Origin of the sequence: Massilia mucilaginosa, assembly GCF_011682145.1 — a bacterium.
Taxonomy (GTDB): domain Bacteria; phylum Pseudomonadota; class Gammaproteobacteria; order Burkholderiales; family Burkholderiaceae_D; genus Telluria_A; species Telluria_A mucilaginosa.
Window position 1 is genome coordinate 46,844 of record NZ_WHJH01000033.1, and the last position, 26,007, is coordinate 72,850.

The following is a 26,007-nucleotide window of genomic DNA, read 5'->3' on the forward strand; positions in this document are numbered from 1 at the left end:
GGCGATCGCCACCAGGAGAGCGCATGAGCGGCGACAAGGTCGTGCGCCATATCGCGGCCACGATGGTGTTCTCCCTGTTCCTGATGACGGTGGTCCTCGTGGTCGGTCTGCTCGACCCTTACGCGCTGGTCCCGCTGATCTTCTTCTTCCCGGTGGGGCTGATTGCCGCCTGGCTTGTCTGGGCACTGACTTTTTCCGATATGCCCTTGCCAAGCAAGATAATCCGCTTCGGCCTGTACGTGCTGCTATGCATCCTGACCGTCGCGATGGCGCACGTCAAAGATAGCGATCTCATGGGCACCGTTTTCATCACGATGATCTTGCCGGCGCTGGGCATGCTCATTTTTCACTGGTTTTTCCCCGCGCCCACCAGCGCCGATGTAGCAGAAGGACCGGACGAAGCCTGAGTGTGCGCGGGGGCCTTGGCGTATGAAAGCCCGAAATCCATGTGATAATGTCAACATCTACTTGACAGGACATCACCATGAAATTCGCCACCCTGGCAGCCGCCGCCCTGATCGCACTGAGCACCGGCGCCGCCCGTGCCGAGGTCACCGAGCAGGACGCCATTCAAGCGCAAGTCGCCGGTGCCATGGCTTCGGGCGACTACGCCACCGCCAAGTGCCCCAACCTGACCGTCGACAAGGAGCGCCTGGCCGAACAGATCAAAAAATCCGGCAAAACGGCGGAACAACTGCGCGCCAGCGAAGACTACGCCGAACAGCGCGATGTCATCAAGACCATCGCGGCCACCGACAAGGCCCTCATGATCTGCGTCCTGCTGCCACAGGCGCACGGCGGATATGGCCGCGGCATCGTGGTCGAGAAAGAGTAGAAACGCGCGTGGCCAAAAGTCATCCGATGCGTCACGCCGAAGGAGCCGCAGCCAGTGTGCTGTTCCTGTTGTCGCTGCTCTTCGTCGGCGTGATCGTCGGCGAATATGCCCTGATCGCGCTCTACCTTTTATGGCCGGCTGGCCTCATCGCCGCAGCGCTGGTCTGGTATCTGACCTTGTCCCACATGCCCCTGCCGAGCAAGATCCTGCGCCTTGGCCTGTACCTGTTTTTCTGCGTCCTGACAGCTGTCGCCACCTTCCTGACCGCTACCAAGGATATGGACGTCACTCTCAAGACCGCCGCCTTCCCGGTCCTGGGCATGCTGATCTTCGCCGCTCTATTCCCGGCGCCCAAGAAATAGAATTGATAAAAACTATCGCTTGCATATATTTAATTGTCTTTGACTAATTTATGAGCTCAAATACACTGTTTGCATCGATTCATCACTGAGGAGTTGCAAGCATGAGCCAAGACCAACAGATCACCACCGCTTCCGGCATCCCGGTCGCCGACAACCAGAACTCGATCAGCGCGGGTCCGCGCGGTCCCTTGCTGCTGCAGGACTTCCACCTGATCGAAAAGCTCCAGCACTTCAACCGCGAGCGCATTCCCGAGCGCGTGGTGCACGCCAAAGGCTCGGGCGCATACGGCACCTTTACCGTCACGCACGACATCAGCCACCTCACCAAGGCCAGGCTGTTCAGCGCCGTCGGCAAGAAGACCGACACCTTCGCCCGCTTCTCCACCGTGGGCGGTGAACGCGGCAGCGCCGATACCGAACGCGATCCACGCGGCTTCGCCCTGCGCTTCTACACGGAAGAAGGCAACTGGGACCTGGTCGGCAACAACACGCCGATGTTCTTCATCAAGGACCCGATCAAATTCCCCGACTTCATCCACACCCAAAAGCGCTGCCCGCGCAGCAATCTCAAGTCGCCGACCATGATGTTCGACTTCTGGAGCCGCGCCCCCGAAAGCCTGCACCAGGTGACGATGCTGTTCTCGGACCGCGGCACGCCGGACGGCTACCGCCACATGGACGGTTTCGGCAGCCACACGTATAGCCTGATCAACGCCGCCGGCGAACGCGTGTACGTCAAATGGCACTTCAAGACGCGCCAGGGCATCAAGAACCTCAGTGCCGCCGAGGCCGCGCGCATCGCCGGCGAAGACCCGGACTACGCCCAGCGCGACCTGTTCGGCGCCATCGAACGCGGCCAATTCCCGCAGTGGGAAGTGCGCCTGCAAGTGGCAACCGAGCAGCAGCTGGAAGACTGGGAAGCGCGCACCGGCTGGAATCCGTTCGACCTGACCAAAGTCTGGCCGCACCGCGACTTCCCGCTGCACCCGGTCGGCATCTTCGAGCTCAATCGCAATCCCGACAACTACCACGCCGAAGTCGAGCAGGTGGCGTTTTCGCCAGCGAACGCGGTACCGGGCATGGGCTACTCGCCGGACAAGATGCTGCAAGGCCGCCTGTTCGCCTACCACGACGCCCAGTTGTACCGGGTCGGCACCAACCACCAGCACCTGCCGGTGAATGCGCCGCGCTGCCCGTTCCACAACCAGCAGCGCGATGGCACGATGGCCGTCAACAACGGCGGCGCGGCGCAGAACTACGCCACCGTCAACGCGGTCGGCAGCGCCCCGCGCGGCATGGGCCACGGCGAACCTGAACTGGCCCTGCGCGGCGGTGCCGGCCGCTTCGACGGACGCGGCGTGGAAGACGACTACACCCAGGCCGGCAACCTGTTCCGCCTCCTGACGGCGCAGGAGAAGCTGAGCCTGTGCGCCAACCTGGCCGGGCCGCTGAGCCAGGTCAGCGACGAGATCCTGCAGCGCCAGCTGGCCCACTTCGACAAGGCCGACAGCGCCTACGGTAATGGCGTGCGGGCCGCGCTGAACATGAAGTAAGCGCAGCAGCCGGCGCGGGCTTCAACGGCCCGCGCCCTATTCCTTCTTGAAGCCCAGCTTTTTCATGGCCGCCGTCAGCGTTTTGGCGGCTTTCGCATAACCGTCCCACGGCGCGTTGCCGAGATCGAGGCGTGTGTGCGCGTTCGCCACCGTCCACTGGGCGCCCGACTTGAGCGCGGCCAGTTCATCCCACCCCACCGGCACCGAAATCCCCAGCCCCGGCCGCACCCGCGCCGACCATGCGCAGGCCGTGGTGGCGCCACGCCCGTTGCGCAGGTAATCGATGAAGATCTTGCCGACCCGGTTTTTCGGGCCGCTCTTGAACGCAAACCGGTCCGGCAGGGTCAGCGCCATATGGCGCACCACCTCCTGCGAAAAGTCCTTTACCGTATCCCAATCGAGGCCGCCCTTGAGCGGCACCACCACGTGCAAGCCCTTGCCGCCGCTGGTTTTGAGAAAACAAGGCAGGCCCAGTTCGTCCAGGAAGGCGTGCATCAGCTGCGCCGCCTCCTGTATCGCGGCCCAGTCGACGCCCTCGCCCGGGTCCAGGTCGAACACCATGCGGTTGGGCGCTTCGTAGTTCTTGCCGACCGCGTTCTGGGTGTGGAACTCCACCACGTTCCACTGCGCCGCCGACAGAATGCCGCCCACGCTGCCCACTTCCAGCATCGGCGGATGCTCCGGATCGAGCGCCTGGTCCATCCGCTTCACGCCAGGCAGCTTGTCGACTTCCGCGTGCTTCTGGAAAAACAGCTCGCCGCCCACGCCGCTGGGCGCGCGCACCAGCGACACCGGCCGGCCTTTCAGGTGCTCCATCATGAGCGAGCCGACCAGCGCGTAATAGCGAATCAGTTCGATCTTGGTGGTGCCGCTTTGCGCGTCGATCACGCGCTCGCCGTTGGTCACTTTCAGGGTAGCGGGCAGCTTGCCTTCGGGTGCGACAAGTTCGGCCTTTTTTGTTGCGGTCTTCGCTTTGGTCTTGCTCTGCGTCGGCATCGACTCCTCCATGTGTTTGGCGACTTCACGCCCGATCGCCTTGGCCGGCTTGTCGCTGCGCAGGCCCTGGAACACGGCGTGGCGGATTGCCCCGGCGCTGGTCCACTCGGCAAAGCTGACTTCCGCGACCAGCGTCGGTTCGACCCAATGATGCTTGCGGCCCGCCACCGCACCGGGCGGAAACGGGCTGGCGTCCGTATCGAGGGCGCTTAACTTGTCTTTCAGGTCGCGCAGCACGGCCTGGGTAAAGCCGCTGCCGACGTTCCCGGCGTATTGCAGCACGCCGTCCTTGTCGTGGGTTCCGAGCAGCAGCGCGCCGATACCTGTGCGCGAGCCCTGCGGATCGGTATAGCCGCCGATGACGAACTCCTGGCGCTGACCGCATTTGAGCTTGATCCAGTCGGGCGAGCGGCGCGTGACATAGCGCGAATCGCGCCGCTTGCCGATCACGCCTTCCAGTCCCAGCTTGCAGGCGGCAACGACCAGTTCCTCCGGATCGCTCCCGAATTCGCCCGAAAAACGCACCGTGTCGGACCTAGCCTTGTCGAGTACCGCGCCAAGCAGCGCGCGCCGGGCTTCGAGCGGCACCTCGCGCAGGTCGTGGCCCTTGAAATACGGCGCGTCGAACAGGAAGTACACGATGTCGGCCGTGTTCGAGCCGTCGAAGGCCAGTTGCAGCAGGCCGAAACTGGGCCGTCCGTTCTCGTCATGGACCACGATTTCGCCGTCGTACCAGCCGTCCGGCAGCTTGAGTTTGACCAGTTCCTTTTCAAGGGGTTCGAGCTTGTGGGTCCAGTCATGGCCGTTGCGGGTGATTAGTTGCACCTGTTTGCCCTCGATCCGGGCCAGCAGCCGGTAGCCGTCGAACTTGACCTCGAAGATCCACTCGGCCGGGTCGACCGGGGGCTGGTCGACCAGGGTCGCCAGTTCGGGCGAGAGCGATGCCGGCAGCGCCGCCTTGAGCGCCTGCTCTGGCAGGCCGCGGGCAGTGCTGCCCTTGGATCTGGCCTTGGCCTTGACCGCCCTGGCGCCCGGCATCGGCAGCTTGCTGACACTGTCCGGCATCTCGTCGACCACTGAGAACTCGGCGGCCGGCTTGGCGTAATCGTCCTTTTCCTTGATCAGCAGCCAGGGCTCCTGTTTTTCGCCCTTCCCCTTCATCCGCACCAGCACCCATTTGCCGCGCATTTTATGGCCGTGGATCTCGAACTTGAGGTTTCCGCCTTCGTAGCCCTTGTGCGGATCGCCCTGCGGCCGCCAGGTGCCCTTGTCCCAGATGATCACCTTGCCGGCCCCGTACTGCTTTTCCGGGATCGTGCCCTCGAAGCTCGAATACGAGATCGGATGGTCCTCCACATGCACCGCCATCCGCTTGTCTTTGGTATCGTAACTCGGTCCCTTGGGCACGGCCCAGCTTTTCATGGTGCCGTCCAGTTCCAGCCGAAAGTCGTAATGCAGGCGGCTGGCCCAGTGCTTCTGGATGACGAAGGTGAGCGCATCGGGAGCCGCCTCGCCGCCCTCGGCCGGTTCGGAGGTAATCGAAAAATCGCGTTTGGACTTATACACCTTCAATGCATCCGGCATGGCGGCAACCTCTTCATGATGGTTTTTGCCGATTCTGGGGCCAGGCGGACCGGACGACTGTTCGCCAGCTAACCAAAAGATTGTCCGGACTGATTGTAAGTAGTTGTAAATCGCGTCAACTGGGTTATTGGCAGCCGCGTTAGTGACTCTGTAGCACCCAAGAACTGCTCCACCATATAACCATACTGAGGAAACACCATGAAAAAAGTTATCGCATCGCTGATCGCCGGTCTGTTCGCCACCTCGGTTTTCGCCCAGGCTCCTGCCGCTCCAGTCGCTAAAGCCGAAGCAAAAGAAGCGAAAGAAGTCGTCAAAGCAGATACCAAGGCTGCAAAAGCCGATGCCAAAGCCGATGCAAAAGTAGAAAAAGCAGCCGCTGAAGCCAAGTCGGACGTCGCCGAAGCCCACGCCGACGCGACCAAATCGAAAGCCAAGGCCCATTCCAAAACCAAAAAAGCCAAAGCAGAAGCCAAAAAAGACGCAGCTGTCGACACCGCAGAAGCCAAAAAAGACGCAGCAATGAAGTAAGTTGTCCCCGCATTGAGAAGAAAGAGGCAGGCCCCCCTGTCTTTTTTTTCGTCCTCGTTTTCGTTTCCCCGGATCAATGTGCATTTTTCGACAAAAATGTGCGTCGATGTCACCCTGCTTCAACCCCTTTTTGCGCGCCGCTCCGTTTCACAGTCAATGCCGGCACCAGCGCCGGCCAACCGGAGCTTCCCCATGTTCAACCGAATCTTGCCCCTGGCGCTGCTATTTTCCGCCACATCCCTCGCGCATGCGCACACGCCGCGCCTGATCCAGCGTCCGCCGCCGTTAATGCAGACGGCCGCCGACGCCCGGCCGATCGAGCTGCAATCGCTGTCGATCAGCGCCGACATCAGCGGCGGCATGGCGCAAACCACGGTGCGCATGGAGTTCTACAACCCCAACGCGCGCCAGTTAGAGGGCAACCTGCAGTTTCCGCTGCCCGATGGCCAGCAGGTCAATGCCTTCGCCCTCGATATCGACGGCAAAATGCGCCCCGCCGTGCCGGTCGAAAAAGAGCGCGGCCGCGCCGTGTTCGAAGAAATTGTCCGAGGCCGCGTCGACCCCGCCCTGCTCGAAGTCACCCAGGGTAACAACTTCAAGCTGCGCGTCTACCCCATCCTGCCGGGCAAGACCCGCACCGTCGAACTGACCTACGCCGGCCCGTTGACGCGCAGCGCCGCCAATTGGCTCTATCAGCTGCCGCTGGCCTTCGGCGAGGTACGCAATTTCGACCTGGCCGTGCGCGTCAACGACGCCGCCGAGGCGCCGCGGGTACTCGCCAACGGCCACGAGCTGCGTTTCGAGCGGACCGGCGGCGCCTATGAAGCGCGCCTGCAGCGCCGCAACTACAAGGCCGAGCGCGAGATCGGCATCCAGACCGTGGCCGGCAAGGAAGCGCGCATCTATCGCGAAACGCGCCTCGGCCAATCCTGGTTCCTGGCCGAGATTCCGGTAGCGCAGGCACAGGTGGCGCGCCCCCGTCCGCGCGTCATCGGCCTGCTGTGGGACAGCTCGGGCTCGGGCGAGCAGCGCAACGTCCAGCAGGAACTGGCCGCGCTCGATGCCTATTTCCGAGCGCTTGGTTCGGTGCAGGTCCGCCTGACGCGCCTGCGCGACCGTCCCGAAGCGCAGCAGGTATTCGACATCCGGGGCGGCGACTGGAGCACCCTGCGGCGTGTGCTGGAGGCCACCCGCTACGACGGCGCCAGCGCCCTCAATGACTGGAAGCCGGAAGCGAGCGTCGACCAGTACCTGCTGTTTTCCGACGGCCTGGCCAACTATGGCCCGGCGCGCGCGCCGGTACTGGCGCAGCACCAGGCGCTGTTTGCGCTGGTCTCGTCCGCGTCGTCCGACACCAGCCGCCTGGCCGCACTGGCCGAACGCAATCGCGGCCAGATCATCCGCATCGACCCGGCCGCACCTGGCCGCGCCAGCGAAGCCCTGCTGTCGGCGCAGCCACGCATCGAACAGGTATCGGCCACCGGTGCCACCGACATCGAAGCCGGCAGCGGACTGGTTGAAGGCGGCATGCTGCGCATCGCGGGCCGCCTGCTGGCCGACGACGCCACCCTGAATGTCACGCTGGCCACCGGCGCCAACAAGGAAACCGTGAACTTGCAGATTCGCCCCGACAGTCCGCAGCATCCGCTGGCCGCGTCGACCTGGGCGGCACTGCGCCTGCGCGCGCTGGAAGCGGACCCGGAACTGCACCGCTCCGAAATCGGGCGCATCGGTCGCCGCTTCGGCGTCCCGACGCGAGAAACCTCGCTGATCGTGCTCGACCGGCTGGAAGACTATGTGCGCTATGAGATCGAGCCGCCGCAGGACTACCTCGACGCTTGGCGCAAGCTCAGGGACCTGCGCGGCGGCGAGCGCAGCACGGCGCGCGTCAAGCATCTGGAGCAGGTGGTACGAAATTTCGAGCGCCGCACCGCATGGTGGAACACGGCCTTCCCGCGCGTTCCCGCCAAACCCGCATACGAGCACGCCCAACCGTTCGACAATATGAGGGCGGCACCTCCCGCGCCCGCGCCGATGGCTGCGCCTGCACCGGTGGCATCGGCAGCGCCGCCGCGCGTCGAGATAACGGGAAGTTCGATACGACGCCCCGAGGCGGCATCGATGATTGCGCCGCAAATGGTATCGGCCAAGGAAAAAAGCGTTATCGAACACGCTCCATCGATCGGCATGGGCCTGAAAAAATGGGTGCCGAACGCGCCCTACGTCAAGCGCTTGCGCGATGCCGACGCCGCCAGCGTCTACGCCATTTACCTCGACCAGAAACCGGACTACGCCAACAGCAGCGCCTTCTATCTGGACGCCGCCGACATCCTGCTCGAAAAGCGCCAGCGCGACCTGGCTTTGCGCGTCCTGTCCAACCTGGCCGAAATGGACCTGGAAAACCGCGCGGTGCTGCGCATCCTCGGCTACCGCTTGTTGCAGGCCGGTGCGCCGCAGCTGGCGGTGCCGGTATTCGAAAAAGTGCTGCGCCTGGCCGGTGAAGAACCGCAATCGTACCGCGACCTTGGCCTGGCGCTGGCCGCCAGCGGCCGCGCGCAGGAAGCGATCGACACGCTGTACGAGGTGGTCGAACGGCCGTGGGACGGCCGCTTTCCGGACATCGAAACCATTGTGCTGGCCGAAATCAACGCCATCGTCGCCGCCTCGTCCAAACCGCTCGATGTGCGCCGCATCGACCCGCGCCTGCGCGCCAACCTGCCGCTCGACTTGCGTGTGGTGCTGACCTGGGACGCCGACAACAGCGACATGGACTTGTGGGTAACGGCGCCCGATGGCGAAAAATCGAGCTATCAGCACCGCTTGTCCAGCCAGGGGGCGCGCATGACAAACGACTTCACCGGCGGCTATGGTCCGGAAGAGTTTTCAGTGCGCCGCGCGGCGCCGGGCAAGTACAAGATCGAGGCCAACTACTATGGCAACCGCCAGCAGGTGGTGGCCGGCGCGACCACCTTGCAGGTCAAGCTGTTCACCGCGTTCGGCACGCCGCGCCAGAAAGAACAGGCGATCACCCTGCGCCTGAAGGACCGCAGCGAAACGGTGTTTGTGGGCGAGTTCGACATCAAGCCCTGACGCCGCCAATTCAGGCTCCGTCATTGGCGGAAATGACTTCCCGCGCAGGCGCGAATGACGGAGCTTGGTTTTGGGGCGAAAAGAGCGTAACTTGGCGACTTGACGATCAAGCCCTGAACATCGTCACGGCTTGATCGCTGCGATCCGGTCGCGCGTTGCGGCCGGTACCGGATAATCGGGATAGGCGGCGCGGAACCTGGCCCATTCGGCCAGCGCATCCTTGTCCAGATTGGCCTTGAGCATGGCGTCGATCACCGTCAACCAGTCACGCGCGCGCTTGGCGTGCGCATCGGCCGGGGCGATCTTCGACAACTCCGCCGTGCTCTTCGCGACCGAATCGCGCTCGCGCAGTGCCGCCATGGGCTTGGCCGCGCGTGCGGAAGGCGGTGCCGCAGCCTCCCTCGCGTCGACGGCAAGCGTTCCGCGCACTGGCGACGGAGCCGCTACCGGCGCCGGTGCCGGTGCCGGTGCTGGTGCTGGTGCGGCCGCCACCGCCGGTTCGGGTGAGCGCACTGCCGCCACGACGGGCGGCATCGGCATCTCGGGGACCGGGTTGTCGCTGTTGTAGCCTTCAAACGATGGCTTCAACTCCTTCTTCTTATACTCCTGCACTGGCAGACTGTTTTCGGCTGTCATTCGCTTGATCGACGAGCCGGTGATCTCCACCCGCTGGGGTTCCTGGGATACCGGGGCGGCGGCCACTTGCACCGGCGCCGGCGGTGCCGCCCTGAGGACCGGCGCAGGCGCCGGTGCAGCAGAAGCCACCACGGCGTCGGGAGCAGGCACCGAAGGCGCAGCCGCCGGGCTAGCCGCTTGCGGCGCCGGCGCAGCTTCGGCCATCACCGGCGGCGCGGGCCGCGCCATCTCGACCGTCACGTTTGCCACCACCGGCGGCGCTTCCGCCGGCGGCGCGGCGGCCATACCGGCTTCCATCCGCGTCCCGCTGCCCTGGTACACCTGATGCCCCAGCACCCCGGCCAGCACGCCAGCCGCAATCCCGGCCGGAATGCGCCAGCGCCGGCCCAGTCCGGGCGCCAGCCGTGGCGGCGCGCCTTCGATGACGGCGTCGTTGGCCGCCGCCGGCCGCGCCGCCCTGGCCTCCTGTTCCAGGCCCGCCTTGACGTAGCCCAGAATGGCGGCATCGAGCTTGGGGCTCGAAGCCGGCTGGGTCAACCCTTGCAGACGGCGCGACAGATCGTCTTCCCCACGCAGGAAGGCGTCGAATTGTTCGTCGCTCATGTCATCGTTGTTCACTCAGGCTCCCTTCGCGCAGTTTGCGCATGGCGTAGCGCAAACGGCTCTTGACCGTTTCCACCGGCGCTGCCACCACGGCGGCGATGTCTTCGAGGCTCATGCCGCAAAACTGCTGCAGCACCAGCGCCTCTTTCTGCTCGCTCGGCAGACCCGCCAGCGCAACATGCAGGCTGTCGTTCTGCTGCTTGTGTTCGAGCGCGACATCGGGCGAGACCACATCCTGCGCCGCATCGGCCAGCGAGTCAAATACGTCGCGGCCATCCGTGCCGCTGCCCATCTCCGCAGCCAATAAGGGCTGCTGCTGGCGCAGCAGGTCGAGCAGGCGGTTGCGGGCGATCTGGAACAGGTAGGTGCGAAACGCGGCGTCGGGCCGATAGCGGCTGCGCGCATGGTGCAGGTTGATCCAGCTGTCCTGCACGATCTCGTCGACCCAGTCCGCGCGCGGCGAACGCCAGGCGACGAAGCGGTACAGGCCCGCATGGTGACGGCGATAGAGCTCCTCGAAGGCGACCAGGTCGCCATCGCGGTAGCGCAGCATGAGCTGCTCGTCTTGTAAGGTGGCGGGCATGTGCCGCCATTGTATGGCTTGCCCTGTGAATACGCAAATGCCGCGGCCGGCCGGCCGCGGCATTTGTCAAGGGGATGCGTTCCCGATTACTGCCAGCCGCCGCCCAGGGAGCGGATCAGCGCCACGGTGGTGACGGCGCGGTCGCCGCGCAGCTGGACCGCGTTGCGTTCGACCGCAGCCAGGTTGCGCTGGGCGTCGAGCAGGTCCAGATAACTGGAGCGGCCGGCGTCGTACAGCTTTTGCGCCAGGTCGGCCGAACGGCGCGCCGAGACCACGGCGGCGTCGATCTGCTCGGTCTGGCCGGCCAGGATGCGCAGGCCGGCCAGGTTGTCTTCGACTTCGGCAAACGCCACCAGCACGTTCTGGCGGTAGCTCGCCACCGATTCTTCCAGCACCGCTTCGCTGCGCGCGACGTTGGCCTTGTTGCGGCCACCGTCGATAATCGGCATCGACAGCAACGCGCCCAGTACCCACGAACGCGCGCTCCAGTTGAACAGGTTGCCGCCGCTGCCCGATTCGGTGCCAAGGCCGCCGGTCAGGCTCAGCGACGGATACATCGCCGTTTTGGCCACGCCGATGCGGGCATTGGCGGCGATCATCGCGCGCTGGGCGGCGGTGATGTCCGGACGGCGCTCCAGCAGGGCCGATGGCAGCCCGGCCGGAATGGCCGGCAGCAGCGACGATTCCACCAGCGGATTGACGTCGGCACTGAACATGGCTGCCGGTTTCCCCAGCAGCACCGCCAACGCGTGCTCGAACTGCACGCGCTGGCGTTGCAGGCCGATCGCCTCGGCACGCACCGTAGATAGCTCGGTCCTGGCGCGGGCCAGGTCGAATTCGCCGATGTCGCCATTGTCGTAGCGGCTCTGGTTCACTTTCACGCTCTGCGTACGCAGGTCGACCGTGCGCGCCAGGGTCGCCAGTTCGGCATCCGTTTCGCGCAGCTTGAAGTAGGTCTGCGCCACGTCGGCCTGCAAGGCCAGCAGCACCGACTTGTAAGTCGCCTCGGATGCCGCCGCATCCGCGTTGGCCGCGCTGACGTTGGCCGCCACGCGGCCGAACAGATCGAGCTCGTAGCTGGCGGTCAGCCTGGCCTGGTACACATTGCCCGGTGCGACCGCCGCATCGTCGGCCAGGCCGCGCGACACGCCCGAGTTGCGGCTGCGCTGCGCGCCCATGCCGGCGCCGACCTGCGGCGCGCGGTCCGCTGCCGAGATGCCGGCCAGCGCCCTGGCCTGCTTGACCCGTGCCGCCGCCACCGCCAGGGTGGCGTTGGCATCGGTCGCCTCGCGGATCAGCGCCGTCAGGTTGGCATCGTTAAACGCCAGCCACCAGTCGCCGCGCGCCTGCCCTTCGGCCGGCTGCGCCACCTTCCAGCGCGTGCCGTCGGCCGCTTGCAGCGGTTCGGACGACTCCTTGAAGGCGGACGGCATGTCGAGCGCCGGGGCTTTCAGTTCCGGGATGCTGGAACAGGCTGTCAGCAGCAGCGCCGCCAGCAGGGGCGCCAGCATGGGTGACATACGGCGCGTGATTGTTGTCTTCAAATCAGCCATTACACTGCTCCTTCCAGATGCGCGGGTACTGCCACGCTTGATTTCTTTTCCATCTTCTTGGCGAAGGTACGCAGCAGCACGTAGAACACCGGCGTGAGGAACAGGCCGAAGAAGGTCACGCCCAGCATGCCGCCGAACACCGCCACGCCCATCGCATGGCGCATTTCGGCGCCGGCGCCGCTCGAGAACACCAGCGGCACCACGCCCATGATGAACGCGATCGACGTCATCAGGATCGGACGCAGACGCAGGCGGCACGATTCGAGCGCGGCTTCGACGATGGTGCGGCCGTGGTCTTCGAGTTCGCGGGCGAATTCCACGATCAGGATCGCATTCTTCGAGGCCAGCCCCACCAGCACGAACAGCGCGATCTGGGTGAAGATGTTGTTGTCGCCTCCGGTCAGCTTGACGCCGACCAGCGCGCACAGGATCGACATCGGCACGATCAGGATGACCGCCAGCGGCAGGGTCCAGCTTTCGTACTGGGCGGCGAGCACCAGGAACACCAGCAGTACGCACAGCGGGAATACCAGCACCATCGTGTTACCCGACAAAATCTCCTGGTAGGTCAGTTCGGTCCATTCGTACGACACGCCTTTTGGCAGCGTTTCGGCGACGATCTTTTCCAGCGCGGCCTGGGCCTGGCCGGACGACACGCCGGGAGCCGGGCCGCCGTTCATGTCGGCCGATACGTAGGCGTTGTAGCGCTGCACGCGGTCCGGGCCATAGGTATCCTTGATGCGCATCAGCGACGACAGCGGAATCATCTCGCCCTTGTCGTTGCGGACCTTGAGCTGGGCGATCTGGTCGGCGTGCGAGCGGAATGGCGCATCGGCCTGTACGCGCACCTGGTAGGTACGGCCAAACTGGTTAAAGTCGTTCACATACAGCGAGCCCAGATTGATCTGCAAGGTCTGGTAGATCGTCGTCAGCGGCACGCCGAGCTGCTTGGCCTTGACCTTGTCGACGTCGGCGAACAGCTGCGGCACGTTGATCTGGAAGCTGGAGAACACGCCGGCCAGCTGCGGGTCCTGCCAGGCTTTCATCTGCACCGCCTGCGTTGCCTTGTACAACTCGTCGTAGCCCACGTTGCCGCGGTCTTCGATCATCATCTTGAAGCCGCCCACGGTACCCAGGCCGTTGACCGGCGGTGGCGGGAACACCATGATGAAGGCATCCTGGATGGCGCCGAGACGCTTGTTCACTTCAGCGGCGATCTCCGGACCCGACATGCCCTTGCCGGTGCGCTGCTCGAACGACTTGAGCGTGACGAACACGATGCCGGCGTTAGGCGCATTGGTGAAGTCGTTGATCGACAGCCCAGGGAAGGCAATCGACGATTCCACGCCAGGCACCTTGGCCACGATGTCGGACATCTGGCGAATCACGGCGTCGGTGCGGTCCAGCGAGGCTGCATCGGGCAACTGGGCAAAACCGACCAGGTACTGCTTGTCCTGGGCCGGCACGAAGCCGCTCGGCACCGCCTTGAACATGAACACGGCGGCCACGGCCAGCACGGCGTACACCATCAGCGAGATGCCCTTGCGTTTCAGGACCACGTTGACGCCGCCTTCATATTTGGTCGAGGCGCGCCCGAAGAAGCGGTTGAACCAGGCGAAGAAGCGGCCGAACAGTTTGTCCATCACGCGCGTCAGTCCATCTTTCGGCGCGTGGTGGGGTTTCAGCAAGGCGGCGGCCAGGGCCGGCGACAGGGTCAGCGAGCTGAATGCCGAGATCACGGTCGAAATGGCGATCGTCAGCGCGAACTGGCGATAGAACTGGCCCGACAGACCGGCCACGAAAGCGATCGGCACGAACACGGCGCACAGCACCAGGGCGATGGCGATAATCGGACCGCTCACCTCTTTCATGGCCTGGACGGTGGCGTCGCGCGGGGTCAGGCCGGCTTCGATATTGCGTTCCACGTTTTCCACCACCACGATGGCGTCATCGACCACGATACCGATCGCCAGCACAAGCCCGAACAGGGACAGCGTATTGATCGAGAAGCCGAAGCCCAGCATCACCGCAAAAGTGCCGATGATCGATACCGGCACGGCCAGCAGCGGAATGATCGATGCGCGCCAGGTTTGCAGGAAGATGATCACCACCAGCACCACCAGGGCGACTGCTTCGAGCAGGGTGTGGATGACCGACTTGATCGATGCGCGCACGAACTGGGTTGGATCGTATTCCACGCTGAAGTCGACGCCTTCGGGGAAGTCTTTCTTCAGTTCCGCCATTTTGGCGCGGACGTCGGACGACAGTTGCAGCGCGTTCGCGCCCGGCGCTTCGAAAATACCGATGGCGGCGGCCGACTTGTTGTTCAACAGCGCGCGCAGGGAGTAGGAGTTCGATCCAAGTTCGATCCGCGCCACATCCTTCAGGTGGGTAATGGCGCCGTCGGCACCGGTGCGCACGATGATGTCGCCGAATTCCTCGACCGAGGTAAGGCGGCCCTGGGTGTTGACGGTCAGCTGGAACTCGGCGCCTTTCGACGGCGAGGCGCCGATCACGCCGGCCGCGACCTGCACGTTCTGCTCGCGTACGGCGGCAACGACGTCGGACGCGGTCATGCCGCGCGCAGCGACTTTTTGCGGGTCGAGCCAGATGCGCATGGCGTAGTCGCCCGCGCCGAACAGCTGGGTATCGCCCATGCCCGGGATGCGGGCCAGCTGGTCTTTCACGTTGAGCACCGCGTAGTTACGCAGGTAGACATCGTCGTAACGGCCGGTTGGCGACAACAGGTGCACCACCATGGTCAGGTTGGGCGAGCTTTTCACCGCCGTCACGCCGATCTGACGCACTTCTTCCGGCAGGCGTGGCAAGGCGCGCTGGATGCGGTTCTGCACCTGCGACTCGGCCTGCTCGACGTCGGTGCCGACCTTGAACGTCACGGTCAGCATCAGCGAGCCGTCCGAGGTGTTCTGCGACGACATGTAGAGCATGTTTTCGACGCCGTTGATTTGTTCTTCCAACGGCGCGGCGACGGTTTCGGCGATCACTTTCGGGTTCGCGCCAGGATACTGGGCACGCACCACGACCGATGGCGGCACCACGTCAGGGTATTCGGAGATCGGCAATGCAAAAATCGAGAGCAGGCCGGCCACGAATATGATGATCGACAGGACGGCCGCGAAAATCGGCCGGTCGATGAAAAATCGTGAAAAATTCATGTTAGTTATTCCTTGGTTTTAGCCGATGCGTCGGCAACCTTGACTTCTTTGTTGACTTCGGCGGCCTTGGCGTCCGCTGCTTTGGCATCGTCGGCCTTCGCTTGCGGCGCCTTGCCGTCCTGGTCCATCGCCACGATCTGCGCCGTCACCGGCGCGCCCGGCTGCACGCGCTGCAAGCCGTTGATGACGATTTTTTCGCCCGGCTTGACGCCGCTGCGCACCACGCGCAGGCCGTCCACGCTCGGTCCCAGGACCACGGCGCGGTATTCGGCCTTGCTGTCGGCGCCGATCACGTACACGAACTTGCGATTCTGGTCGGTGCCGACGGCGCGGTCGTTGATCAGGATCGTCTTGGTCTGGGCGCCTTCGCCGCCGCCCAGCTGGACGCGTGCGAACAGGCCCGGAACCAGGGTGTTGTCGGTGTTGTCGAACATGGCGCGCATGCGCACGCTGCCGGTGGCGGTGTCGAGGCGGTTGTCGATGAATTCGAGCTTGCCTTCGTGCGGGAAGCCGCTCTCGTTGGCCAGGCCGATCTTGACCGGCACCGTGGTGCCCTTCTGGGCCACGCGGCCGACGCGCAGGTAGGTGTCTTCGTCGCCGTCGAAGGTCGCGTAGATCGGATTACTCGATACCACCGAGGTCAGGATCACGGCGCCGTCGACCAGGTTGCCGGTGGTGACTTCGGCTTTCGAGACGCGCCCGCCGATCGGGGCGTGCACATTGGTGTAGCTCAGGTTCAGGCGCGCCGCTTCGAGCGATGCCTGGGCCGCGCGCACATTGGCGTCCAGTTCTTTCAGGCCCGAGGCCTTTTCGTCGAACTCGCGCTGCGCGATCGCCCTGTCGCCCAGCAGGCGCTCGGCGCGGGCCAGTTCCACCTTGGCCAGTTCGGCGCGCGCGCGGGCCGAACTGACGGCCGCTTCGGCGCGGTTGGCTTCCGCCTGATAAGGACGGGCGTCGATCACGAACAGCACGTCGCCCTTCTTGACGACGCTGCCCGGCTTGAAGTTGACCGAGGTGATAAAGCCGTTCACGCGCGCCCGGATGTCGACGCGGTCGACCGCTTCGAGCCGGCCCGAGAATTCCTGCGTCTCGTTGACCGAACGCTCGATCACGGTGGCGGCGGTGATCGGCGGGCCGGCCGGGGCTGCCGGCTGGGCCTTGCTGTTCGCCTCTTCACACCCCGCCAGCGACAAGGCCGCCAGTCCCGCCAAGGCCATCGCGGCCGCGAGCGGGCGGGCGAAGGTCATTAATCGATTAGTGGTTTTCATTTTTTTCCTCTTATTGATGAAAATGTTTAATAAATCAGCCGGAATGACGACATAAAGCGAGCTGTGCTGTTTCAAAAGGCGAAAAGGGTCCGTACGCTGCGCCGAGGGTCTCTCAGCGCAGCTGCACGGGGGTAATTGGTGGGTGCTACAGGTAATGCGCGGCGTCAGGATGGCGCGGGGGGACACTCCAGGCCATGCAAAAAGCTGCCGATTTCGTGCAAGGCCACGGCTCTGCAGGCGCACTCGTTGCGCGCGGCCGTGTCGTCCAGGGGCGCTGCCGCCATCCGCTTGACCGTGGTAGTCACGCCGCAGGCGGCCAGCTTGGTGCCGTATTGTTCCGCCTCGTCGCGCAAGGGATCGTCTTCGGCCGACAGGATCAGCGCGGGCGGCAGGTTTTTCAGGCGGCTCGATTGCAGCGGCGACGCGTACGGGTGGGTGCGGTCGGCCGCATTCGGCAGATAGCCCCGGTAGCTGGCGGCGCATTGGACGGCCACCCCGGCCAGGCTGACGTCGTGCGGGATTTCGCGCATCGAGCAAGTGGACAGGCCCGGGTCGAGCATCGGCATGATCAGGATCTGGCCGACCAGGGCCGGACCGCCGCGGTCGCGCGCCATCAGGGTGCACACGGCGGCCAGGTTGGCCCCGGCCTCGATGCCCGACACCAGCAGGCGCTTGCCGCTCCATCCCAGCTTGGCCTTGTGCTTCTTGGCCCAGGCCAGCACCGCGTGCGCATCTTCGGCGGCGGCGGGAAACGGGCGCTCGGTGGCCAGCGTGTAGCGCGACGCCAGCACCAGGTGCTGGGTCGAGCAGCTGGCCAGGTGGCGCAGGAATTCGTCCGCCTCATCGAGGTCGCCGCCGATAAAGCCGCCGCTGTGGAAGAACACGATCAAGCCATCTTTTTTGGCGCCGGCGTCGCCGCCGGAATACAGACGCGCAGCCAGCGGGCCTTCGGCCCCCGCAACCTCAAGGTCGCGGATCTTCAGCTGCACTGGCGCGTCCTGGGCGCTCATGGCGCTTCCGCCAGTTCATCGTCGGCGCCGGCCACCAGGGAAGTTCCGAACAGGTCATGTGCAAGCGCGTCAAAACCGACGCTTTCGGCACTCGCGGCCTGCGGAAACTGATCGGACAAGGCGGTTCCCGTCAACGTCAGCATCGCCATCGCGAGTGTCACGATCATCATGATTGCTTTTTGATAACGCATTTGAGTAGCCCTTTCCTTCCTGTTGTACCGACATCCTTTGATGCAGTACGGTCACTTTAAACTTGATCTACAATCTGATAAAGAGGGCAAGAGCGAATTGATTGTTCAGGATTCTGAACAATACGGAGACATATGAATAAATTGCAAGCCATGGAAGTGTTTGTACAGGTCGTCGACGCCGGCGGCTTTACGCGCGCGGCCGAGAACATGCAGCTGCCCAAAGCCACCGTCTCGACCCTGGTGCAGGCGCTCGAACTGGCGCTCGAAGTCAAATTGCTGCACCGCACAACGCGACACGTCAGCGTGACCGCCGATGGCGCCGCCTATTATGAGCGCTGCCTGCGCATTCTGTCGGACGTGCGCGAGGCCGAGGAATCGCTCTCGCGCAACCGCGCCAATCCGAGCGGGCGGCTGCGGGTCGATGTTTCGAGCGGGATCGCCAACGACATCCTGCTGCCGGCGCTATCCGACTTTTTCCATCGCTACCCCGACATCCGCCTCGACCTCGGGATCGGCGACCGCCCGGTGGACTTGATCGAAGAAGGCGTCGACTGCGCCATCCGGGGCGGCAACCTGCCCGATTCGGCGCTGATCGCGCGCCGCGTCGGCGTGCTCCATTTCGTCACCTGCGCCACGCCGGGCTACCTGGACAAGCACGGGCGGCCGACCCACCCGCACGACCTGGCCAGCCACCGCTGCATCAACTACTTCTCAACCAAGACCGGCAAGGTCTACGACTGGGATTTCATTCGCGGCGATGAAGTAATCAACATCGCCGCGCCGGCCTGCCTGGCCGTCAACGACTCCACGGCGTACCTGACGGCGGGCATGCAGGGGCTCGGACTGATGCAGATGTCGAGCTTCATGGTCGACCAGATGGTCGCCGCCGGCAAGCTCGAAATCGTGCTCCCCGACTGGAGCAGCACGCCGCTGCCGGTGAACGTGGTGTATCCTCAGAACCGCCACCTGTCGGCCAAGGTGCGCGTCTTCGTCGAATGGGTCGCCGACCTGTTCCTCACCCATCCGTTCCTGCAACTGCAAAGGCCCTGATATGCACAGCATCGTCTTCCTCGACCGCGACAGCCTGATGGCCGAGGTGCGCCGTCCCGCCTTCGACCACGCGTGGCGCGAACATGGCGCCACCAGCGCCGGCCAGGTGCTCGAACGCCTGCGCGGCGCCACCATTGCGATCACCAACAAGGTGCCGCTGCGCGCGGCCGATATCGCGCAGCTGCCCGAATTGAAGATGGTGGCGGTGGCCGCCACCGGCACCAACAACGTCGATCTCGACGCCTGCCGCGCGCGCGGTATCGTGGTGTCGAACATCCGCAATTACTCGCTGGCGTCGGTGCCGGAGCATTGTCTGAGCCTGATTCTCGCCCTGCGCCGCAACTTGAAGGCGTATGGCGCCGACGTGGATGCGGGCCGCTGGCAGGCATCAAACCAGTTTTGCCTGCTCGACCACCCGATCGCCGACCTGGCCGGCAGCCGGCTCGGCATCGTCGGCTACGGCGCGCTGGGCAAGAAAGTGGCGGCGCTCGGACGCGCGTTCGGCATGCGCGTCGCCGTGGTATCGCGCTCGCAGGTAGACGACGCCGATGTCGATGTCATGACCCTGGGCGAACTGCTGGCGACGTCCGACGTGGTCAGCCTGCACCTGCCATTGACCGCGCAGACAACGAACATGATCGGCGCGCGCGAGCTGGCCGGCATGAAGCGCAGCGCATTGTTGATCAACACCGCGCGCGGCGGCCTGGTGGACGAAGCGGCGCTGGCCAAGGCGCTGACCGATGGCGTGATCGGCGGCGCCGGCTTCGACGTCTTGAGCGACGAGCCGCCCTTGCCGGACAACCCGCTGCTGGCGCTGCGGCTGCCGAACTTCATCCTCACGCCGCACGTGGCCTGGGCCAGTGCCGGCGCCATGCAGGCCCTGGCCGGTATGCTGATCGATAACGTGGAAGCGTTCGAAGCGGGCAAGCCGCTCAACGTGCTCTAGAAGGTCCCCGGCAACAGGATCTTGCCGTCCACGTCATTCACGTCGCGCAGGCCGCAAAACGCCATCGTCAGATCGAGCTCGTTGCGGATGATCTCCAGGCACTTGGTCACGCCCTGCTCGCCCATCGCGCCCAGGCCATACAGGAACGGCCTGCCGATGTACACGCCCTTGGCGCCCAGCGCCAGCGCGCGGATCACGTCCTGCCCCGAGCGCACGCCGCCATCCATGTGCACCTCGATGCGCTTGCCGACCGCCTCCACGATGGCCGGCAGCGCGCCGATGCTCGACTGCGCGCCATCGAGCTGGCGCCCGCCATGGTTCGATACGATCAGGGCATCGGCGCCGGAGTCCGCCGCCAGGCGCGCATCTTGCTCATCCATGATGCCCTTGATGATCAGTTTTCCGCCCCAGCGCCGCTTGATCCATTCCACATCGGCCCACGACAGGGCCGGGTCGAACTGCTGCGAGGTCCACGCCGACAGGGACGACATGTCCGACACATCGCTCGCATGGCCGACGATATTGCCGAAGCCCCGGCGCGGCGTGCGCAGGATGCCCATGCACCAGCGCGGCTTGGTCATCAGGTTGACGATATTCGCCAAGGTCATTCTGGGCGGCGCCGTCATGCCGTTGCGGATATCCTTGTGGCGCTGGCCCAGCACCTGCAGGTCGAGCGTGAGCACCAGCGCCGAGCAGCGCGCCGCTTTGGCGCGGTCGATCAGGCGGTTGACGAATTCGCGGTCCTTCATCACATACAGCTGGAACCAGAACGGCTTGCTGGTGTGCGCCGCCACGTCCTCGATCGAGCAGATGCTCATGGTCGAGAGGGTGAACGGCACGCCGAAGCGTTCGGCGGCGCGCGCGGCCAGGATTTCGCCGTCCGCATGCTGCATGCCGGTCAGCCCGGTCGGCGCCAGCGCCACCGGCATCGCCACGTCCTGCCCAATCATCGTCGTGCGGGTGGTGCGGTCGACCAGGTTGACCGCCACCCGCTGGCGAAATTTGATCTTCGCAAAATCGTCGCTGTTGGCGCGGTAGGTCGATTCGGTCCAGGAGCCGGCGTCGGCGTAGTCGTAGAACATGCGCGGAACGCGCTTTTTGGCCAGTATCCTCAGGTCTTCAATGGTCGTGATGATGGTCATGCATCTCCTTGTGCGCGTTGTTGCTTATGGTCGCCTACGGCGCTACTTGGAGCGGCAGGTCGATGAAGAACGTGGTGCCGCGCCCCGCGCTGCTTTCGACGCGGATGCTTCCTTCCAGCAGCGACGTGACGATGTTGTACGTGATGTTCAGGCCCAGGCCCGAACCGCCCTGCCCCATCTTGGTCGTGAAAAACGGATCGAAAATGCGCGCCTGGTGCTCGATCGGGATGCCGACGCCGTCGTCGGCGAACACCAGCCGCACCCGTTCGGTGCCCTGCATCGCCGCCGTGACCGTGATCGCACCGCCGATGCGGCCTTCGAACGCATGCAGCAGCGCGTTGTTAATCAGGTTGATCATCACCTGCCCGAACGGGCCGGGATAGCTTTCCATCTCGATGCCGGGTTCCACCTTCATGGTGAGCGTGTGGCCGGCCTTGCGCACCTGGTTCATCATGGTGGCCACGATTTCGTGCGCGGCCTGCTCCAGGTCGAAGCGGCGCCGCTGCGCGCTGGCCTGGTCCACCGCCACCTGCTTGAAGCTGTTGAGCAGGTCGGCCGCGTTGAACAGACTGCGCATGATCAGCTCCGACGCCTCCTGCGACGCGTCGATGAATACCTTCAGGTCGGAGCGGCGGATGGTGGCGCCGTCGAACCGCTGGGCGATTTCGCTGGTTTTCTCCTGCAAGGTGCTGGCCATCAGCAGGCTGTTGCCGATCGGGGTATTGAGTTCATGCGCCACCCCGGCCACCAGCGAGCCCAGTGCCGCCAGCTTTTCCTGGGCCACCAGCTGCGCCTGGGTGCTTTGCAGCTGGCGGTAGGCGTCGGCATTATCGAAGGCCACGCCCACGTAAGACGCCAGCGTGCGCAGCATGTCGAGGTGAATCCGTTCATAGGCATTGCATGCATAGCTGTGCACCGACACCACCCCCAGCATGCGGCCGTTGACGGCGATCGGCACGTACAGCAGCGAGCGTGGCGAAGTCGGCAGGGAGCCGTCTTCCAGCGTTCCCAGGTGCTCTTCGCTGGAGGTCAGCAGCAGATCGCCGATGTAATTGCGGTATTCCGTCTCCAGGTCATTGATGAACACCTCGCGCTCATTGACGATGCACCATACCGCCAGCTGGTTCGGATGGTCCATGCTGCGCGAATACGGCAAATAGCGCTTGCCGCCCTCCATGGCGAACGGATAGTCGATGCAGGCGCGCTCCGGCCGGTACAGGCCGATGCCGAATACGCTCGCATCCATCAGCTCATTGACGTGCGCATACAGCATCAGCATGATCGATTCGCTATCAAGTTTGGCGGTCAGCTTGCGCCCGATGTCGCTCAGGAGCGCGATGTTGCGGTGCGCCTGCTCGACTTCCACTTTCTGGCGTTCGACCGACTCCTTCTGCAGCTGCAGTTCCGCCGTGCGCGAACCGACCAGGCGTTCGAGCAGGGATTTTTGCTGCACCAGCGCGCGCACCCGCAGACGCAGCAGCGCATAGCCGACGCCCGCCACCGCCGCCGCCAGCGCAAGGCGGAACCACCAGGTTTTCCAGACCGGCGGCGTAATCGTGATGGCCAGCGCGGTCGGCGCCTCGTTCCACACGCCGTCCTTGTTGCTGGCCCTGACGCGGAACACATACCGTCCCGGATCGAGATTGGTGTAGGTGGCGAAGCGCTTGCCGGCGTCGGTGCTGACCCATCCCTGGTCGAAGCCTTCGAGCTGGTACAGGTAGCGGTTGCGCTGGGGGTCGGCAAAATGCAGGGCCGCAAACTCGAGCGAGAGCACCGAATCGCGGTACGACAGCGTGATCTCGCGCGCGTCTTCGATAGCGCCCTTGAAGGTGGCGCCGTCGAGCTGCTGGCCGGCGCGCAGCGGGCGGTTGAAGATCAGGAAATCGGTGATCATGACCGCCGGCGGATAGGGGTTTTCGCGGATCGCCTCCGGACGGAACGAGGTCAGGCCATTGATGCCGCCGAAGTGCAGGCTGCCGTCGGCGCTGCGCGCGGCCGCGCCGACGAAATACGAGCCGTCGGTCAGGCCATCCCTGGCCGTGTAGTGCTTGACCTGGCCGTTGGACGGGTCCAGCCGCGCCAGGCCGGCGGTGCTGCTCACCCACAGCATGCCGGCGTCGTCTTCCACGATGCCGCCGATGGGGTCGGCGGCGCCGGACGCGTTGAGGTCATAAAAGCGAAAGCGCACCTTGCCGTCGGCCCCAGGCTCGACCCGGTGCAAGCCGCCCGCGGTGCCCACCCACAGCTGGCCGGCGCGCGACTCCAACAGATAATAGACGCGGCTGTGGCGCAGGCTGGCCGCATCGGCCGGATCGTAGCGGTAATGGGTAAAACGGCTGGTGGCCGGGTCGAGCCGTTCGAGGCCGTTGTCGGTGCCGATCCAGACGATGCCGCGCCGGTCCTCCACGATCGCAAAGCCATGGTTCTCGCCCAGGCTGTGCGGGTTGTGCGGATCGTGGCGCCAGCCGACCCGGGAGCCGCTGGCAGGATCGTAGCGCACCACGCCGCCGCGCGTGACGATCCACAGCTTGCCGGCGCGGTCGATCAGCAGGCGCTGGATGTACGAAGCGTTGGCGTCGCCGCCGAGCGGCAGCGGCGTGACCTGGCCGCCCTCCTTGTCCATCGACGACAGGCCGGTGGGCGTGCCGACCCAGACCCGGTCGCCCCCGACCGCCAGCGCGGTGACCAGCTCCCCGGGACGCATGCGCGTCACGCCGCCCCCGCGCAGGTCGACCCGGTTCACGCCTCCTCCGGTCGTGCCGAGCCACAGCGCGCCGCCGGCGTCGGGCGCCAGCGCGCGGATCTTGTTGGAACTGAGGCTGGCCTGATCGTCGGGCGCGTGCGCGAGCCGGTTAAAGCCGCCGCTGGCGATGTCGACCCGGTTCACGCCACCGAACCAGCCGCCGACCCACAGGGTGCCGCTGCGGTCGAGAAAGCTGGCGGCGACGCGGTTGTCCGACAGCGAATGGCGGTCGAGCGGCTGGTGGCGGTAACTGACGAATGCGCCGCTGGCGGGGTCGCGCCAGAACAGGCCATCGAGCTCGGTGCCGACCCACAGGTTACCCTTGGGGTCGTGGTACAGCGACTGCACGCGCACCGCGCCGATGCCGTCGGCCGCGCCGAACTGGCGCCGCACCGGCTGCGCCGCGCCGAGCTGCCACGCTTCGAGCCCGCCGGCGGTGCCGACCCATAAAGTCCGGTTGGCGCCGAGCGAGAGCGACAGCACCTGGTTGCGCCGGGCGTCGCTACGCCGGGCGTCGCCGCTCAAGGCCATCGTAAAGCGCTCGAAGCCGCGTGCGCCCGGTGCGAGCCGGTCCAGCCCACGCGCCGTCGCCACCCACAGGCTGCCATCGGTATCGCGCACCAGCGCGTTGACGCGGTCGTCGGACAGGCTGGCCCCGTCGCCGGGGTCGTGACGCAAGGTGGCAAAGCGCGCGCTGGCCGGGTCGAAGTGCTTGAGGCCTTCGCCGGTGGCCAGCCACAGGCCGCCGGCGCCGTCGGCCACGATGGCCGAGACCACGCGGTTGTTGATGTCGCCGGTGGCGTAGCGGATGAATTTGCGGGTGCCGCGCTCGTAGCGGATCAAGCCGCCCTTGGTGCCGAACCACAGGCGGCCCTGGTCGTCCTCGAACGAGGCGGAGATGTAATTGTCGGCGATGCTGTCCGGATCGGCCGGATCGTTCTTGAAGACGGTCATGCGGTAACCGTCGTAGCGGTTCAGGCCCGCCTGCGTGCCGAACCACATGAAGCCCTGGCGGTCCTGCAGGATGCTCTGCACCGACTCCTGCGACAAGCCCTGTTCCAGCCCGATATGCTCGAAGCGCAGGCTGCGCACCTGGGCCGCCTGCGCCGATCCCACGCAAGCCACGCCCAGCAGCCAGGCAAGGGCAAGCCGGAACAGTATCGCGTTCGGTCGGATCGTCAAACGAAGCATCATGGGGCATTCCACGCAGCAATTGGAGTAATCTAACAGATGCCCGGGCGCGGGTGAAAATTACTTGCTTTCCGCCTCTTTCCGATCGCCCTCTGGACAAACGGCGAAGGCCCCACTACAATAGCGCCTTCTTCGGAAATGCAAGCGATCCGAAGGGTAGTAGAAGCACCGAGCTGAAAGAACCGCCAAGCGAGGGTTCCGGAAACGAAGTGAAGCTGTTACAATCACTGCTTACGCGGCTGTAGCTCAGCTGGATAGAGTACTTGGCTACGAACCAAGGGGTCGTGGGTTCAATTCCTGCCAGCCGCACCAAAATTCGTAAGGACGAAGGGCCTTTGAAGTAATTCAAAGGCCCTTTTTCTTTGCCCTGCCGTTTGTTAATTCGGCGATCTTTGGTAAGTGCGTAAGAAGATTTGGTAATGCGCGGAAACGCTGATATAATGTTTGCATAAGCGGCTGTAGCTCAGCTGGATAGAGTACTTGGCTACGAACCAAGGGGTCGTGGGTTCAATTCCTGCCAGCCGCACCACAATTCGTAAGATAGAGGGCCTGTAGAGAAATCTTCAGGCCCTTTTTCTTTGCTCGACAGTTTGCTTATTCGGCGCTTGGTGAAGAAAGGCGTCGGAAGATTTGGCAAAGTAAAAGCTTGCTGCTATAATCTTTGCATGCGCGGCTGTAGCTCAGCTGGATAGAGTACTTGGCTACGAACCAAGGGGTCGTGGGTTCAATTCCTGCCAGCCGCACCAAAAATTCGTAAGACGAAGGGCCTGTAGAGAAATCTCCAGGCCCTTTTTCTTCCCCCCCCGGTGTCAGGTCTGACATTCGGACACGAGCTCAACTCTAGCCTGAATTTTGCATAAAAAAGAGCAAGAATGCCGTAAGTGATTGATAAAATGTGAGTTATCCCTAAAACACAATTTCAACACGAACGCACCTTGCCCGGCATGAATTCTACCTCAGAGCAGCT

18 protein-coding genes and 3 tRNA genes are annotated in these 26,007 nt (G+C 64.5%); 11 read left to right on the plus strand and 10 right to left on the minus strand.

The window, feature by feature from the left end; genetic code table 11:
- Nucleotides 1-23 precede the first annotated feature (23 nt).
- From F2P45_RS22355 to F2P45_RS22370, 4 genes are all read left to right on the plus strand, one after another.
- A complete protein-coding gene (locus tag F2P45_RS22355) occupies nucleotides 24-407 on the plus strand; it encodes a hypothetical protein (protein WP_166880075.1) in 384 nt (127 codons plus the stop codon).
- A gap of 77 nt (nucleotides 408-484) precedes the next feature.
- On the plus strand, nucleotides 485-835 hold the full coding sequence (locus F2P45_RS22360; RefSeq protein WP_166880077.1) for a hypothetical protein: 351 nt from the start codon (nucleotides 485-487) through the stop codon (nucleotides 833-835).
- A 26-nt stretch (nucleotides 836-861) separates the two neighbouring features.
- Complete coding sequence (locus F2P45_RS22365; RefSeq protein WP_166880079.1) at nucleotides 862-1,197, plus strand: hypothetical protein; 336 nt, start codon at nucleotides 862-864, stop codon at nucleotides 1,195-1,197.
- Nucleotides 1,198-1,298: 101 nt separating this feature from the next.
- Complete coding sequence (locus tag F2P45_RS22370) at nucleotides 1,299-2,750, plus strand: catalase (protein ID WP_166880080.1); 1,452 nt, start codon at nucleotides 1,299-1,301, stop codon at nucleotides 2,748-2,750.
- Between the two features lie 36 nt (nucleotides 2,751-2,786).
- Here F2P45_RS22370 and ligD read toward each other — a convergent pair whose 3' ends face one another.
- Nucleotides 2,787-5,330 (minus strand): DNA ligase D, encoded by a 2,544-nt coding sequence (gene ligD, locus F2P45_RS22375; protein ID WP_166880082.1) that lies wholly within the window; start codon nucleotides 5,328-5,330, stop codon nucleotides 2,787-2,789.
- A gap of 198 nt (nucleotides 5,331-5,528) precedes the next feature.
- Between ligD and F2P45_RS22380 the strand changes: the two genes are divergently transcribed.
- On the plus strand, nucleotides 5,529-5,858 hold the full coding sequence (locus F2P45_RS22380; protein WP_166880084.1) for a hypothetical protein: 330 nt from the start codon (nucleotides 5,529-5,531) through the stop codon (nucleotides 5,856-5,858).
- A gap of 192 nt (nucleotides 5,859-6,050) precedes the next feature.
- Nucleotides 6,051-8,948, plus strand: coding sequence for a DUF2135 domain-containing protein (locus F2P45_RS22385; protein ID WP_166880085.1), 2,898 nt, complete (start codon nucleotides 6,051-6,053; stop codon nucleotides 8,946-8,948).
- 123 nt (nucleotides 8,949-9,071) lie between these two features.
- On the opposite strand, the gene F2P45_RS22390 is transcribed toward F2P45_RS22385, so the two are convergent.
- From F2P45_RS22390 to F2P45_RS22420, 7 genes are all read right to left on the minus strand, one after another.
- On the minus strand, nucleotides 9,072-10,202 hold the full coding sequence (locus F2P45_RS22390) for a hypothetical protein (RefSeq protein WP_166880087.1): 1,131 nt from the start codon (nucleotides 10,200-10,202) through the stop codon (nucleotides 9,072-9,074).
- Nucleotides 10,189-10,770, minus strand: coding sequence for a sigma-70 family RNA polymerase sigma factor (locus F2P45_RS22395; protein WP_229505231.1), 582 nt, complete (start codon nucleotides 10,768-10,770; stop codon nucleotides 10,189-10,191). Before F2P45_RS22395 ends, F2P45_RS22390 begins: the two co-directional genes overlap by 14 nt.
- Before the next feature lie 86 nt (nucleotides 10,771-10,856).
- On the minus strand, nucleotides 10,857-12,323 hold the full coding sequence (locus F2P45_RS22400; RefSeq protein WP_166880089.1) for an efflux transporter outer membrane subunit: 1,467 nt from the start codon (nucleotides 12,321-12,323) through the stop codon (nucleotides 10,857-10,859).
- A complete protein-coding gene (locus F2P45_RS22405) occupies nucleotides 12,323-15,499 on the minus strand; it encodes an efflux RND transporter permease subunit (protein ID WP_166880090.1) in 3,177 nt (1,058 codons plus the stop codon). The genes F2P45_RS22400 and F2P45_RS22405 overlap by 1 nt, the downstream gene beginning before the upstream one ends.
- Nucleotides 15,500-15,504: 5 nt before the next feature.
- Nucleotides 15,505-16,767, minus strand: a complete 1,263-nt coding sequence (locus F2P45_RS22410) for an efflux RND transporter periplasmic adaptor subunit (RefSeq protein ID WP_166880092.1) — start codon at nucleotides 16,765-16,767, stop codon at nucleotides 15,505-15,507.
- Between the two features lie 164 nt (nucleotides 16,768-16,931).
- Nucleotides 16,932-17,777 carry an alpha/beta hydrolase gene (locus F2P45_RS22415; RefSeq protein ID WP_166880093.1) on the minus strand — a complete coding sequence of 282 codons (846 nt, stop codon included), beginning with the start codon at nucleotides 17,775-17,777 and terminating at the stop codon, nucleotides 16,932-16,934.
- Nucleotides 17,774-17,968: a hypothetical protein gene (locus tag F2P45_RS22420; protein ID WP_166880095.1), complete on the minus strand. Its 195-nt coding sequence runs from the start codon at nucleotides 17,966-17,968 to the stop codon at nucleotides 17,774-17,776. Before F2P45_RS22420 ends, F2P45_RS22415 begins: the two co-directional genes overlap by 4 nt.
- A gap of 132 nt (nucleotides 17,969-18,100) precedes the next feature.
- Between F2P45_RS22420 and F2P45_RS22425 the strand changes: the two genes are divergently transcribed.
- Entirely contained in the window at nucleotides 18,101-19,018 is a 918-nt protein-coding gene (locus tag F2P45_RS22425; RefSeq protein ID WP_166880097.1) for a LysR family transcriptional regulator, read from the plus strand.
- A 1-nt stretch (nucleotide 19,019) separates the two neighbouring features.
- Nucleotides 19,020-19,964 (plus strand): D-2-hydroxyacid dehydrogenase, encoded by a 945-nt coding sequence (locus tag F2P45_RS22430; RefSeq protein ID WP_166880098.1) that lies wholly within the window; start codon nucleotides 19,020-19,022, stop codon nucleotides 19,962-19,964.
- Here F2P45_RS22430 and F2P45_RS22435 read toward each other — a convergent pair.
- Together F2P45_RS22435 and F2P45_RS22440 are read right to left on the minus strand one after the other, a co-directional pair.
- Nucleotides 19,961-21,106: an alpha-hydroxy acid oxidase gene (locus F2P45_RS22435; RefSeq protein WP_166880100.1), complete on the minus strand. Its 1,146-nt coding sequence runs from the start codon at nucleotides 21,104-21,106 to the stop codon at nucleotides 19,961-19,963. The genes F2P45_RS22430 and F2P45_RS22435 overlap by 4 nt on opposite strands.
- A 34-nt stretch (nucleotides 21,107-21,140) precedes the next feature.
- A complete protein-coding gene (locus F2P45_RS22440) occupies nucleotides 21,141-25,043 on the minus strand; it encodes a two-component regulator propeller domain-containing protein (protein WP_229505232.1) in 3,903 nt (1,300 codons plus the stop codon).
- Between the two features lie 232 nt (nucleotides 25,044-25,275).
- Between F2P45_RS22440 and F2P45_RS22445 the strand changes: the two genes are divergently transcribed.
- From F2P45_RS22445 to F2P45_RS22455, 3 genes are all read left to right on the plus strand, one after another.
- Nucleotides 25,276-25,352, plus strand: a tRNA-Arg gene (locus tag F2P45_RS22445).
- A 140-nt stretch (nucleotides 25,353-25,492) separates the two neighbouring features.
- Nucleotides 25,493-25,569, plus strand: a tRNA-Arg gene (locus tag F2P45_RS22450).
- 140 nt (nucleotides 25,570-25,709) lie between these two features.
- Nucleotides 25,710-25,786: transfer RNA gene (locus tag F2P45_RS22455), tRNA-Arg, on the plus strand.
- The last annotated feature ends 221 nt before the right edge of the window (nucleotides 25,787-26,007 follow it).